The sequence below is a fragment of the Sanguibacter sp. Leaf3 genome, from assembly GCF_001425965.1.
In the GTDB taxonomy this organism is placed as follows: Bacteria; Actinomycetota; Actinomycetes; order Actinomycetales; family Cellulomonadaceae; genus Sanguibacter; species Sanguibacter inulinus.
In genome coordinates, this window is sequence record NZ_LMRH01000004.1 from 71,097 (window position 1) to 83,258 (window position 12,162).

Annotated in this window: 13 protein-coding genes and 3 tRNA genes; 10 read left to right on the top strand and 6 right to left on the bottom strand. The window is 69.5% G+C overall.

Annotated elements, in window-relative coordinates; all coding sequences use genetic code 11:
• Window positions 1-30 precede the first annotated feature (30 nt).
• The 3 genes from ASG53_RS17795 to rarD all read right to left on the bottom strand — a co-directional run bounded on the left by ASG53_RS17795 (window position 31) and on the right by rarD (window position 2,622).
• The gene (locus ASG53_RS17795; RefSeq protein WP_082544192.1) at window positions 31-915 is read right to left on the bottom strand and encodes a Cof-type HAD-IIB family hydrolase; all 885 of its coding nucleotides are present in this window, start codon (window positions 913-915) and stop codon (window positions 31-33) included.
• A gap of 2 nt (window positions 916-917) precedes the next feature.
• Window positions 918-1,415: a YajQ family cyclic di-GMP-binding protein gene (locus ASG53_RS17800; protein ID WP_200945532.1), complete on the bottom strand. Its 498-nt coding sequence runs from the start codon at window positions 1,413-1,415 to the stop codon at window positions 918-920.
• A gap of 190 nt (window positions 1,416-1,605) precedes the next feature.
• A complete protein-coding gene (gene rarD, locus ASG53_RS17805; RefSeq protein WP_082544247.1) occupies window positions 1,606-2,622 on the bottom strand; it encodes an EamA family transporter RarD in 1,017 nt (338 codons plus the stop codon).
• A gap of 176 nt (window positions 2,623-2,798) precedes the next feature.
• Between rarD and ASG53_RS17810 the strand changes: the two genes are divergently transcribed.
• From ASG53_RS17810 to ASG53_RS17830, 6 genes are all read left to right on the top strand, one after another.
• Window positions 2,799-2,880: transfer RNA gene (locus ASG53_RS17810), tRNA-Tyr, on the top strand.
• Between the two features lie 405 nt (window positions 2,881-3,285).
• Window positions 3,286-3,357 (top strand) — tRNA-Thr (locus tag ASG53_RS17815).
• Window positions 3,358-3,421: 64 nt separating this feature from the next.
• A tRNA-Met gene (locus ASG53_RS17820) sits at window positions 3,422-3,498 on the top strand.
• An 85-nt stretch (window positions 3,499-3,583) separates the two neighbouring features.
• Window positions 3,584-3,754 (top strand): 50S ribosomal protein L33, encoded by a 171-nt coding sequence (gene rpmG / locus ASG53_RS19665; RefSeq protein WP_082544193.1) that lies wholly within the window; start codon window positions 3,584-3,586, stop codon window positions 3,752-3,754.
• 23 nt (window positions 3,755-3,777) lie between these two features.
• On the top strand, window positions 3,778-4,284 hold the full coding sequence (locus ASG53_RS17825; protein WP_056136610.1) for an FAS1-like dehydratase domain-containing protein: 507 nt from the start codon (window positions 3,778-3,780) through the stop codon (window positions 4,282-4,284).
• On the top strand, window positions 4,281-4,715 hold the full coding sequence (locus ASG53_RS17830; protein ID WP_056136611.1) for a MaoC family dehydratase: 435 nt from the start codon (window positions 4,281-4,283) through the stop codon (window positions 4,713-4,715). Before ASG53_RS17825 ends, ASG53_RS17830 begins: the two co-directional genes overlap by 4 nt.
• A gap of 490 nt (window positions 4,716-5,205) precedes the next feature.
• On the opposite strand, the gene ASG53_RS17835 is transcribed toward ASG53_RS17830, so the two are convergent.
• Window positions 5,206-6,285: a LacI family DNA-binding transcriptional regulator gene (locus ASG53_RS17835; RefSeq protein WP_056136614.1), complete on the bottom strand. Its 1,080-nt coding sequence runs from the start codon at window positions 6,283-6,285 to the stop codon at window positions 5,206-5,208.
• 260 nt (window positions 6,286-6,545) lie between these two features.
• Here ASG53_RS17835 and ASG53_RS17840 point away from each other — a divergent pair, with 260 nt between their 5' ends.
• Entirely contained in the window at window positions 6,546-7,919 is a 1,374-nt protein-coding gene (locus tag ASG53_RS17840; protein WP_235533989.1) for an MFS transporter, read from the top strand.
• A gap of 101 nt (window positions 7,920-8,020) precedes the next feature.
• Window positions 8,021-9,208, top strand: coding sequence for a UDP-N-acetylmuramate dehydrogenase (locus ASG53_RS17845; RefSeq protein ID WP_056136616.1), 1,188 nt, complete (start codon window positions 8,021-8,023; stop codon window positions 9,206-9,208).
• Window positions 9,209-9,290: 82 nt separating this feature from the next.
• On the opposite strand, the gene ASG53_RS17850 is transcribed toward ASG53_RS17845, so the two are convergent.
• Complete coding sequence (locus ASG53_RS17850; RefSeq protein WP_056136617.1) at window positions 9,291-9,617, bottom strand: winged helix-turn-helix domain-containing protein; 327 nt, start codon at window positions 9,615-9,617, stop codon at window positions 9,291-9,293.
• 72 nt (window positions 9,618-9,689) lie between these two features.
• Between ASG53_RS17850 and ASG53_RS17855 the strand changes: the two genes are divergently transcribed.
• Window positions 9,690-10,682 carry a DMT family transporter gene (locus ASG53_RS17855; RefSeq protein WP_056136619.1) on the top strand — a complete coding sequence of 331 codons (993 nt, stop codon included), beginning with the start codon at window positions 9,690-9,692 and terminating at the stop codon, window positions 10,680-10,682.
• Between the two features lie 47 nt (window positions 10,683-10,729).
• Entirely contained in the window at window positions 10,730-11,434 is a 705-nt protein-coding gene (locus tag ASG53_RS17860; RefSeq protein ID WP_235534004.1) for an SDR family oxidoreductase, read from the top strand.
• 160 nt (window positions 11,435-11,594) lie between these two features.
• Here the strand turns inward: ASG53_RS17860 and ASG53_RS17865 are convergent, their stop codons facing one another.
• Window positions 11,595-12,128, bottom strand: coding sequence for a septum formation family protein (locus ASG53_RS17865; RefSeq protein ID WP_082544195.1), 534 nt, complete (start codon window positions 12,126-12,128; stop codon window positions 11,595-11,597).
• Window positions 12,129-12,162 lie beyond the last annotated feature (34 nt).

Consider the following 12,162-nt stretch of genomic DNA (forward strand, 5'->3'; position numbering starts at 1 on the left):
GACCGGGTCAGGATCCGGCGTGGACCCAGGTCAGGAGACGGCCTCGGGGGCTGCGTCCTGCTCGACGCTCCCCGAGAGCTCCTCGGTGAGGTCCTCAGAGACGACCTCAGGTTCGACAACGTCGGGGACCAGGGCCTCGAGGGCTCGGGCCACGCCGTCGTCGTCGTTCGAGGTCGTGCTGTGGGTCGCGGCGGCGAGCACGTCGGGGTGCGCGTTCGCGACGGCGATCGAGCGACCGGCCCAGCGGAGCATCGGCAGGTCGTTCGGCATGTCGCCGAAGGCCCACACGTCGGCTGCGTCGATGCCGCGGCTCGAGCACCAGTGCTCGAGCGCGGTCGCCTTGGTGACGCCCGGAGCCGTCATCTCGGCGAGACCCGCGGCCCCCGAGAAGGCGAGCATCGCGCGGTCGCCGACGGTCTCGCGGACGGCGTCGAAGAAGGTCTCGTCGGGCATCTCGCGGTGCCGTGCGAGCAGCTTGCCGACAGGCTGGTCGAGCAGGTCCTCGACAGGGACCCGGGGCGCCTCCGCGACGACATGGTCGTCCTCGGCGTAGAACCGTGGGTCGAAGGACGGTCCGTCAGGCCCCTCGAGGCCGAAGGCGATGCCCGGGACCGCGCGGCGCAGGTCGGCGACGACCTCGCGGACCGCCGTCTCGCCGAAGGCGTGCACCTCGCTGACCCGCGACGTCGCGACCTCGAAGACCCCCGCGCCGCCGAGGCAGATCACGTGCCCGTGCCCGCCGATCGCGTCGGCCAGGCCCGTGAGCCAGCGCGGCGGGCGCGCCGTCACGAAGAGCACGTGGACCCCGGCGTCCTCGACGGCGCGCAGCGCGACACGTGACCGCTCCGACAACGAGCCGTCGGAGTGCAGCAGCGTGCCGTCGAGGTCCGTCGCGACGACGCGGGGCAGCGGCACGGTCAGCGGTAGTTGGTGAACTGCACGGCGAAGTCGAGGTCGGCGTTCTTGAGGAGCGCCTGGACCTCCTGCAGGTCGTCGCGCGACTTGCTCGTGGCGCGGACCTCGTCGCCGGTGATCTGCGTCTTGACGCCCTTGGGGCCCTCGTCGCGGATCAGCTTGGTGACCTTCTTGGCGTTCTCGCCCGCGAGGCCCTCCTTGAGGGTCGCCTCGAGGCGGTACTCCTTGCCGGACAGCTGCGGCTCGTTCTCGCCGGTGTCGAGGTGCTTGAGCGAGACACCACGCTTGATGAGCTTGGACTGCAGCACGTCGAGGATCGCGAGGACGCGCTCCTCGGAGTTCGCGATCATGACGATCTTCTCGGTGCCGCTCCAGGCGATCGACGCGCCGATGTTCTTGAAGTCGTAGCGCTGCGCGACCTCCTTGACCGCCTGGTTGAGGGCGTTGTCGACCTCTTGGCGGTCGACCTTGCTGACGATGTCCATCGATGAATCGGCCACGGTGAGACTCCTCGTGAGACGGGATAGGGGTTCAGGCAACGGTATCTGATGCGCGCAGGGCGCGTGAGGGGGTGTGGACGACGCTCGTGGGCACCCGGCAGGACGTGCTCAGCGGGGCCCGAGAGGGCAGCGAGGAGAGCGTGACGGCAGCAGCGGCAGGCGGGGTGAGACGGTGAGCGGGGTGGCGAGATCAGCGCTGCGCGACGCGGGCGACGCGGGCGACCCGCAGAGACCTGAGTGCGTCGACCGTGAGCAGCACCAGGGCGCACCACACGAGGGAGAACCCGACCCAGCGCACCACGGGCATCTCCTCGTGGAACACGAGCACCCCGAGCGCGAGCTGCATGATCGGCGCCAGGTACTGGAGCATCCCGACCACGCTCAGCGGCAGCAGGCGGGCGGCCGCGCCGAAGCACAGCAGGGGGAGCGCGGTGACGATGCCTGAGGACACGAGCAGCAGCGCGTGTCCCGTGCCCTCCTGGACGAAGGTGCTCGTGCCCTGTGCGCCCAGCCAGAGGAGGTAGAGGACGGCGACGGGGGCCAGGACCGTCGTCTCGACCGCGAGACCGGGGATCGCCGGGACGGTCCGGCCGGCACGGTTCTTCAGCAGCCCGTAGAACCCGAAGGAGAAGGCGACACCGAGAGCCACCCAGGGCACTGTCCCCAGCCCTGCGGTGATGACCACCACCGCGGCACCGCCGAAGCCGAGCGCCACCCACTGGGCAGGGCGCAGCCGTTCTTTGAGCACGAGCACCGCGAGCAAGACCGTGACGAGCGGGTTGATGAAGTACCCGAGGGCAGCGTCGACCACGTGGTCCGACGTCACGGCGAAGACGTAGATGGTCCAGTTGGCCGCGACCAGCACTGCGGCGGCCGAGAGGACGGCGAGCATGCGGCCCGAGCGCATGACCGCCAGGTAGCCGCGCATCTGCCGGGTGGCCAGGAGGAGCACGAGGCAGAACAGCAGGCTCCAGACGATCCTGTGCGCGATGATCTCGAGCGCCCCGGCTGGCTGGAGCAGCGGGAAGTAGAGGGGGAGCGTGCCCCACATGGCGTAGCTGGCGATGCCGAGCGTGAGCCCCCAGCGCGCTGATCCGCGGGCTGAGTCTGTCGTGGCGGTGCTGGCCGAGGCGTCGGTGGCGGTGCCGCTCGGTCCGTCGGCACTCCCCGGGGTGGCGGGAGTGGGCGAGGCTGGAGATGTCGTCACGTCGCCACCGTACGCCGCTGGTGCCTGCCAGGTCAGGGTGTCCTGCGACACCTTCGCGCCACGGATTTCGTCCTGGCCGGACCCTCTTGTATTGTTGGGGTGCTCCTGCAGCGTAGGTGGCTGCATCCGGCTCGTCCGGCTGCTGACCAGCGCGATCTACCCGCAGAAGTCATCACGGCAACTTGCCCGAGCGGCCAAAGGGAGCTGACTGTAAATCAGCCGTCACAGACTACGTGGGTTCGAATCCCTCAGTTGCCACACGAGAAGGCGTCACCCGTCAGGGTGGCGCCTTCGGTGCTTCCCGGGTCTGGCGTCGGGGTGCAGCCTGCTCTGCTCTCCTCTGCTCTGACCGGTCGTGAGTGCCTGCGCCGTCACGCGCGGGTCCGGCGTGCGCGCACTGTCGTCGCCCACCGGCCTTGCGCGCGGACCCCGGCGCACCCTGCCGGTCCTGTGAGGCCGGCGCGAGCTGGCCGCGCCCGATCCCGCGCGAACCCGCCGTCTGGCGGTGCTCTCCGGGGGGTACGACGGGCTCTCGGCAGCGGTGTGCAGAAGCACTCCTGGGCTGCTGTATCGTTGTCGTTCGCGGAGCGTCAGGGCCGTGATCGGAACCACACGGAGCCGATTTCGTCTACCAGCCCCTGAGCATGTAATGTTTCCCGCGCTGCCCCCGTAGCTCAGTGGTAGAGCGCAGTCTTGGTAAGACTGAGGTCATGGGTCCGATTCCCATCGGGGGCTCTGTTGGTGTGTCGGCGTCAGGCGTGGGACTATGTCTCCTGCGTCAGACGTTGGACATCGATGCGGCGGGGTAGCTCAGTTGGTCAGAGCGCACGGCTCATAATCGTGAGGTCGCGGGTTCGAGCCCCGCCCCCGCTACCAGCACTGGCAACACGCGCGCGCCGGCCGGCGGTGTGCGTCATCCGAAGTTCGTAGCGCCCCCGGCGGCGCGAGAGGTGGCACGACCGTGGCTAGCAAGAGTTCAGACGTTCGCCCCAAGATCACGCTCGCTTGTGTCGAGTGCAAGGAGCGGAACTACATCACGAAGAAGAACCGTCGGAACAACCCCGACCGTCTCGAGCTCGCGAAGTTCTGCCCGCGCTGCAGCAAGCACAACCCGCACCGCGAGACCCGCTGACCTTCTCGGTCACCAGCGCAGCGATGACATCCTCCTCGGTCAACCTCGACTACGTCGGGCGCGAGTATCCGGCCAATGCCCCGTACTCGGTTGGCCGAGAGAAGATCCGTGAGTTCGCTGCTGCAGTAGGTTCGTCCCACCCCGCGCACCACGATGTGGTCACAGCGCGGGGTTTGGGGTATCCGGACATCGTCGCACCCCCGACCTTCGCGGTCCTCGTGGCACAGCGCGCTGAGGCGCAGTACATCGAGGACCCCGAGGCGGGGGTCGACTTCTCTCGCGTGGTCCACGCCGACGAGAGGTTCGTGCACCACCGTCCGATCGTCGCCGGCGACGAGCTCGTGACGGTCCTGCACGTCGTGTCGATCACCGAGCGCGCCGGCCTCGCCATGGTGAGCACACGCTGCGACATCTACGCCCTGCCCGCCGACGCGGACGCCGCGACCAGCCAGGCAGCGCCCAGCACCGAGGGTGCCGAGCTCGTCTCGAGCGTGAGCTCCACGCTCGCCGTCCGAGGTGAGGGTCTGTGACCACGCTCAGCCCCGTCCCTGACATCACGACCCTCACGGTCGGGTCCGTCGTCGGCACCAGGACTGTCGCCGTCGACCGCTCCAGGCTCGTCCGCTACGCCGGTGCCAGCGGAGACTTCAACCCCATCCACTGGAACGACGCCTTCGCCCAGGGCGTGGGTCTACCCGGTGTGATCGCCCACGGCATGTTCACCATGGGTACGGCCGTTGCCCTCGTCGAAGACTGGGTGGGCGACCCGGGTCGGGTCGTCGACTACCAGACGCGATTCACACGACCTGTCCCCGTGCCGAACCCGGGTGAGGCCGTGGTCGAGGTGTCGGCCGTCATCGGCGCCATCGACCTCGAGGCTCGCACGGCACGCGTCGACCTCACGGTCACCTTCGAGGGTGCCCGCGTCCTCGGCAAGTCTCAGGCCGTCGTCGCCCTCTGAGCCCGGTGAGGTCTTCCTCTGACGAGGGAGCGCGCTCGCGCACGAGGTAGCGCGCTCACGCATGAGGTAGCGCGCTCATGTCCAACCCCGCACGCTCGCGCACGAGGTCGCACGTCCTTCGTCGACGTCGCGCTGATACCCACGAGGTCGCACGTTCTTCGTCGAGGTCGTACGGACACGCGGTATCTCCCGCGGATCCTCAGGATTTTGGCGTGTCCGGACGACCTCGTGCCACCGAGTACGACCTCGTGACTGGGGATACGACTTCGTGCCTACGGGTACGACTTCGTGCCTACGGGTACGACCTCGCGACTCCGGGGCGACCTCGTGCCCACGGGTGAGACTTCGTGCCCACGGGTACGACCTCGCGACTCCGGGGCGACCTCGTGCCCACGGGTGAGACCTCGTGCCTACGGGTACGACCTCGCGACTCGGGGGAGACCTCGTGATTCTGGGTGAGACCTCGTGACTCTGGGAGACGCGGGCTTGGTCAGCTCTGCGCTGGGGGTGCTGTCGTCGTGCCGACGACGAGCTCGACGTCGAGGATCGTCACCGTAGGTTCGTCGCCCGCGAGGATCCCCTCGACGGCGTGGCCGAGGGCGGCCCCCTTGTCGGCGAGGGGCTGACGGACGGTCGTCAGCACGTCGGCCCCGAGCCACGGGAGGTCGAGGCCGTCGAAGCCGGCGATCGACACGTCCTCCGGCACCCGCAGTCCGAGCTCGCGTGCGCCGAGGATCGCCCCGGCCGCGAGCAGGTCTGACTGGGCGACGAGGGCCGTCGGTCGCTGGGAGACGTCAGGCCAGCGCTCGGGGGAGAGCACCTCCATCGCGGCGGCATGGCCGTGCTCGACGAGCGACGCCTCGGTCTCCCACACGAGCACCGGGTCGACCCCGGCGTCGTGCATCCCCGCGAGGCGGTTGCGCGTCGGAGTCCACTCGATGTCGTCGAGGGAGGTGGCCTCGCCCGAGCGCCTGTCGGCCGAGAAGGGCAGGCTGACCACGGCGATGCGCTCGTGGCCCAGATCCGTCAGGTAGCGCGTGAGCTCGGCGGTGCCGCCGCGGTCGTCGATCCCCACGAGCGGGGCGCCCTCGAGCGGGCGACCCTCGCCGACGACCATCGGCACCCCGCGGCGCTCGAGCGCCTCGACGCTCTTGTCGTTCGCGTGGACACCCCAGATGAGGATCGCGACGTCCATCGCGGCGGTCTCGATGAGCGGGTCGACGGTCTGCAGGCCTTCTTCGTCGCTCGTCCCGGGGATGAGCAGGACCCCCAGGCCGAGGGAGCCGAGGGTGCTGGCCAGGCCGTCGAGGACCTGGACGGAGACAGGGTCGCGGAACGACCGGCGCAGCTTGTCGCCGATGACCACGCCGACGATGCCCGAGCGGCCGGAGCGCAGCTGGCGCCCCAGCGGGTTCGGGCCGCGGTAGCCGAGCTCTTCGGCTGCGGCCATGACGCGGGCGCGGGTCTTCTCGGCGATCGGCCCGGAGGCGGCGAAGGCGAGAGAGGCTGTCGAGATCGAGACACCGGCCACCTCGGCGACGCTCGCGAGCGTCGGACGGTGAGCCGACATGTGATCCTCGCTTCCCCTGGGCGCATCTGATTGACGGACGCCGCCAGCGTACCTGACAATTGTCAGCAAGCCTCGGAACGATTCGATCAGTATCGTGGCGGGCGTTCGAATCGATTCGACAGCGAAGGAACAGAACGATCAAGGCCTCGACCTCCCCCGACCGCGCCCTCCACCACGCGCGCATCGCCCTCCTCGGGCTCTTCCTCATCCTCGGGGTCAACACCTCGAGCTGGTTGGCGCGCCTGCCGACCATCCGGGAGATGCTCGGGCTGACCACAGCCGACCTCGGTGCCGTGATGCTGGCCGGAGCCGTCGGCTCCCTCGTCATGGTGACCTTCGCGGGGTCGATCGTGCTGCGCTTCGGCGGGACGCCCGTCTACGTCTTCGCGGCCTCGTCGAGCTTCCTCGCGCTGGCCCTCGAGGGCATCGGCCCTGCGGTCGGGCACACCTGGGTGCTGGTCGTGGGCATCTTCCTCAACGGTATGAGCATCGCGCTGCTCAACGTGGTGCAGAACGTCGAGACGGCGAGCGTCGAACGGCGGATGGGCCGGGCGATCGTGCCCCAGTTCCACGCAGCCTTCTCGATCGGCGCCGTCCTCGGGTCGCTCATCGGCGCCGGGTCCTCGGCTCTCGAGGTCCCCGTCGTGGTGCAGTTCCTCGTGATGACCACGCTGACGCTCGTCTGGCGCCTGGTCTCGGTGCGCTACATCATCCACGACACGCACCTCGCTGGCGAGGTCCGCTGGGAGCGCGCGTCGACAGCCCGGGTGCGTCGGGTGCAGAAGGCCGAGATTCGCGGCGGCGTGGTCCAGGCTGCTCCGGGGACGACAGGTGCCCGTGCCGTGGTCCGCGCCCGGCGCGCCAGCCTGGCGTCCGCACTGGGTGCCTGGCGCGAGCCGCGCACCCTCTTCATCGGTGTGGTCATCCTCGCCGCGTCGCTGTCCGAGGGCTCGGCCAACAACTGGTTGGCGATCAGCGTCGTCGACGGCTTCGCGGCCTCGGAGAGCACCGGTGCGCTGGTCTTCGGTGCCTTCGTCACAGCCATGACCGTCGTGCGGATCTTTGGCACCCGGCTCATCGACCGCTACGGGCGCGTGCTCGTGCTGCGGGCCTCGGGCGTGGTCTCGATGGTCGGCCTCCTGCTCTTCGGCTTCGGCCCGACCCTCGCGGTCTCCGCCGTCGGCGTCGTCCTCTGGGGCTTCGGCGCGGCCCTGGCTGTGCCTGTCGGTATCGCGGCCGCCTCGGACGACCCGCTCAAGGCCGCCGCCCGTGTCTCGGTGGTCTCGGCCTTCGCCTCGATGTCCTCGCTCGTCGCGCCCCCGGTGGTCGGCCTGCTGGCCGAGTCGATCGGTGCGCGCCAGACGCTCACCGGGATCACGGTGTTCGTGGTGCTATCGATCCTGCTGTCCAAGCACGTCGCCCGCCTGGTCCCCGAGGACACCACGGGTGCCCAGGGCGACAGCACGCGGGTCGACGGTTCGGCGCCGACCGACGACGAGCGCCGGACCGAGACCACGACCCTCGGCATGGAGATGGCGGTGGCCGAGAACATGGTCGCCGACGCCTTCGCCGTCGAGGTGCTCATGGACGAGGACGACGACGTCGCCCGGGCCGAGGCCCGCTCGCGCGGCTGAGGCGTGCTGCCCCGCCGGTCTGGCTCCTGTCAGCTCGCCTGCGCTAGATCCTCACCTGCCCAGCGCAGCGCAGACAGGGCTCGGAGTCTTAAACTGGCGGGGTGACCGAGGACCTGAGAACACTGGCCGAGCCCACCTTCGCCGACCTCACGACGCTGCGCGTCGGCGGGGACATGGACACCCTGGTCCGCACGACCACCGAGGCCGAGCTGATCGATGCCGTCCGTGCTGCTGACGACGCGGGTGAGCCCGTGCTGATCCTCGGCGGCGGCTCCAACCTGCTCGTCGCCGACGAGGGCTTCTCCGGGGTCGTGATCCAGGACCAGCGCTCCGGGCTGCGGGTCGAGAGCGCCGACTCCTGCGGTGGTGCGAACCTCACGGCGCCGGCTGGGCACAGCATGGACGAGCTCGTCGCCGAGGTGATCGACCGTGGCTGGGTCGGTGTCGAGTCGCTCTCGGGCATCCCGGGGACCGTCGGCGCAGCCCCGGTCCAGAACATCGGTGCCTACGGCCAGGAGATCTCCGGCTCTGTCGCCAACGTCAGGGTCTGGGACCGCGGGCGCGGTCGTGTGCGCACCCTGTCCCTCGTCGACCTGGACTTCGGCTACCGCACGTCGATGCTCAAGCGCTCGACGCAGATGCCGCACTCGCGCGCAGGCGAGCCGGGCGATGTCGACCCGCGGGCGCCGTGGTACCCGAGCCCGCGCTATGTCGTCCTCGACGTGAGCTTCCAGCTGCGCATCGGGACGCTCTCGACGCCCATCGTCTACCCCGAGCTCGCCCGCCGCCTCGGGGTGGAGGAGGGCGCCCGCGCCGAGACGAGCGCTGTGCGTGACGCCGTCCTCGAGCTGCGGGGCAGCAAGGGCATGCTGCTCGACACCGGTGACCAGCCGGACTACGACCGGTGGAGCGCCGGCTCCTTCTTCACCAACCCGATCATCCCCGCAGACCTCGTCGCGGACCTGCCCGAGGGTGTCCCGGTGTTCCCCGTGCGGACGGCGACCCCGACCACGACGACAGGCCCGGCCCTCGGCACCATCGACCCGAGCGTCGTCAAGGTCTCGGCCGCGTGGCTCATCGAGCGTGCCGGCTTCGGCAAGGGATACGGCGTCGACGGGCCGGACAGTGCCGCGAGGGTCTCGACCCGGCACACGCTCGCCCTCACCAACCGTGGGCACGCGACCGCGAACGACATCGTGCGGCTCGCGCGAGAGGTCCGGGGCGGTGTCGACGCCGCCTTCGGCATCGAGCTCGTGCCCGAGCCTGTGCTCGTCGGGGTCGCGCTCTAGGGTCGATCGTCCAGGCCATCGTCCAGGCCAGCGGCCTGGCAGGGCCGGTCTGGGTGCTGGGCTGTCCGTCCCGTCCGGCGGGTCAGAGAGAGGGGCTCTCGACCGTCGAGTACGCCTCCAGCACCGTGGCGACGAGCCGCGGGAACCGGGCGTCGATCTCGTCTGTGCGTGGCCAGTTCAGCCGCGAGTTGCCGGGCCCGACGGACTGGTGGATCAGCCCTGCTGAACGCAGGGTCTTGAAGTGCGCCGAGAGCGTCGACTTGGCCATCGTGGTCTCGAACGTGCCGCAGGACTTTCCCGGGTGCCGAGAGATCTCGTCTAGCAGGGCCAGCCGGGTGGTGTCGGACAGCGCGCGAAGGACCGACGTCAGCTCGACGTCGGCGGTCCGGGGGTGCGGGAGGTAGCTCATGTTGCTTCGCAGTCGTTCGCAGGGCTAGTGTTCGAGTGTTCGCGAATACTCGAATACTACAGGGGGTTCCAGATGAGCAGGACCGGTCTCGCCGTCGGGGGTGGTCTCGTGACTGCGCTGGCCTGGGGCGGCATGTTCGCCGTCGCCCAGTCAGCCTTCGACACGATCGATCCCTTCCGACTCACGGCCGCGCGATTCGTGATCGCCTCGGTGGTGCTCATGGTAGTTCTTGCGGCCAAGGAGGGGCCGAGCGCGTTGCTCCCGAGCGGCCGGCTCGGTGCTCTGTGGCTGACCGGCACCCTCGGCTTCGCCGGCTTCAACCTGCTCGTCTACGCCGGTCTCGAGCGATCTACGCCGCAGGTGATCTCCCTCGTCATGGCGACCGTGCCCATGGTGACCCTGTTCGTCATGTGGATCCGGACAGGGAGGCGCCCCCACGCAGGGGTGTTCGCGTTCGCGGTGGTCGCTGTCGTAGGCATCGCCATGGTGCTCGGCGACGGCAACCCGGCAGCGGTGCTCGACGCAGGCGTCGGTGCCGGTGCGGCGCTCGCCTTCGCAGGTGTGGTCGCGTGGGTCGTCTACACGACGAGTCGAGGCCGGTTCGGCGAGATGAGCCTGCTCCGGTTCACGACGCTCACCTGCATGCTCGGTTCGATGTCAGTGGTCGTGATCGCCTGGGTGCTCGCCCGGGGGCGCCCGCCCCTGTCGATGGACGACCTGGTCTCGGTCTCGCCGCAGATCCTGTACATGGCCTTGCCGGCGACCGTGGTCGCCGTGCTGACCTGGAACCACGCGGTCGCTGTGCTGGGCGCCAGCAACGGCGTGCTGTTCATGAACCTGGTGCCACTCACCGCGTTCGGCGTCGAGTGGGTACGCGGATCTCACACGACCGGTGGACAGGTCGTGGGAGCGATCGTGACTGTCGGTGCGCTCCTGGCCACCAACATCGTCATGCGTCGCACCTCTGCGCCGGGCAGCCCCCCGAGCTCGGGATCCTCTGGCACGTCCCCCGTCCGGGACGGCCGGGCCCCATCATCTCGCGCAGCACGAAAGGTCGGACCATGACGCCTCGGGCAGATCACAGCACGGTGGGAGCACGGGGGCGCGTCGCCATGGTCACGGGCGCCGAGCGGGGGATCGGTCGAGAGATCGTACGAGCCCTCCACCGGAGGGGATGGACGGGCATGCTGCTCCACTCGCTCGACGGCCCGTCACTGCAGTCGACGTTCGCCGGAGCGGAAGGCGACGGTCTAGACCTCGTCCTGGCGTCGGGAGACATCGCCGACGACGAGGCGGTATCCAGTGCGGTGCTGCGGGCTCACGAGCGGTTCGGGCGTCTCGACGCGGTCTTCAACGTCGCGGGGGTCGCCTACCCAGGCTCTCCGTCAGGAGCGGAGCTGGACCACTGGCGCCGGTCGTGGGAGACGAATGTCATGGGATACGTCAACGTGGCTCGTGCGGTCAGCCCGATCCTGAAGGAACAGGGCAGCGGGCACGTCGTCAACCTCTCCTCCGTGTGGGCGCACCTTCCCTCGCAGGCGATGGCACCCTATGCGGTGACCAAGCACGCTGTGCACGGACTGTCCGAGTCGATGGCTCTCGAGCTCCGGCCGCACGGCGTCAAGGTGTCGACCGTGGTGCTCGACAAGGTCGACACGGGGTTCCGAGAGAACATGCCCGGTGCGGAGCTCTCGCAGGAGCAACGCGACCTGATGCTGGACCCGAGAGCGGTCGCCGAGGTCGTGGTCCAGCTGGTCGACACCGACGACCGCACCAACGTGTCGTTGGTGCAGCTCGATGCATGGCAGTGGCAGTGAGTGTTCCTCACGGTGCGCTCGACGACGGGTCTGCGGGCCATGGTTCTGCGGACCAGACGTCCGTCGACGACGTCGGGTCTAGCCTGGCACCCGACGCCGGATGACGACGGGCCGCCCTACCTAGAGGTAGGGCGGCCCGTCGTCTGTCGTCCGGAGAGGGTCAGAGCTGCGAGCCCTTGAAGGACTCCGTGACGTCGTCCTGCGAGGCGACGACGCACTGGATCAGACGGTCGTCGAAGCCGTCCCAGCTGTCAGCCGTGGGGGTCAGCGGGGAGTAGTCGAGCGACGAGTCGTCCCAGGGGATCCCGACGAAGGTCGCGAACTGGTCGTAGCAGTACGTGTCTGCCTGCTGGCTGATGGCGTCGTCGCCGGGGTAGTCGCCGTCGGGCAGCGACATCTCCGCGTAGACCTCGCCGTCGTGCGGCTCGCCGCACGGGACGACGGGGACCGAGTTGATCTCGCCCGACCCGAGGGCCACGTAGTCGAGGCAGTCGCCGACCTTGATGGAGAAGACGTCGGCGTCGGCCGTCTCGGTGATCTGGCCGTTCGTCTCGTCGCGCGGGGGCTCGTTCGAGGAACCCGAGCTGTCGAAGACGGAGCAGCTCGACAGGGCGAGGGCGGCGACGGCCGACAGTGCCACGACGGACAGGCCGCGGAGGGAGAGGCCCGAGGGGCGGGACAGGGACGGCGACATGGTGGGAGTGCCTTCTCTCGTGAGGGGCTCTGCG

Bases quoted from the DNA above. Each gene is read 5' to 3' on its own strand.
- ASG53_RS17865 (WP_082544195.1), bottom strand. From the start codon at position 12,128: ATGTCGCCGTCCCTGTCCCGCCCCTCGGGCCTCTCCCTCCGCGGCCTG.
- ASG53_RS17840 (WP_235533989.1), top strand. From the start codon at position 6,546: ATGCTCGGGCTGACCACAGCCGACCTCGGTGCCGTGATGCTGGCCGGA.
- ASG53_RS17825 (WP_056136610.1), top strand. From the start codon at position 3,778: ATGACATCCTCCTCGGTCAACCTCGACTACGTCGGGCGCGAGTATCCG.
- ASG53_RS17850 (WP_056136617.1), bottom strand. From the start codon at position 9,617: ATGAGCTACCTCCCGCACCCCCGGACCGCCGACGTCGAGCTGACGTCG.
- ASG53_RS17855 (WP_056136619.1), top strand. From the start codon at position 9,690: ATGAGCAGGACCGGTCTCGCCGTCGGGGGTGGTCTCGTGACTGCGCTG.
- ASG53_RS17860 (WP_235534004.1), top strand. From the start codon at position 10,730: ATGGTCACGGGCGCCGAGCGGGGGATCGGTCGAGAGATCGTACGAGCC.
- ASG53_RS17835 (WP_056136614.1), bottom strand. From the start codon at position 6,285: ATGTCGGCTCACCGTCCGACGCTCGCGAGCGTCGCCGAGGTGGCCGGT.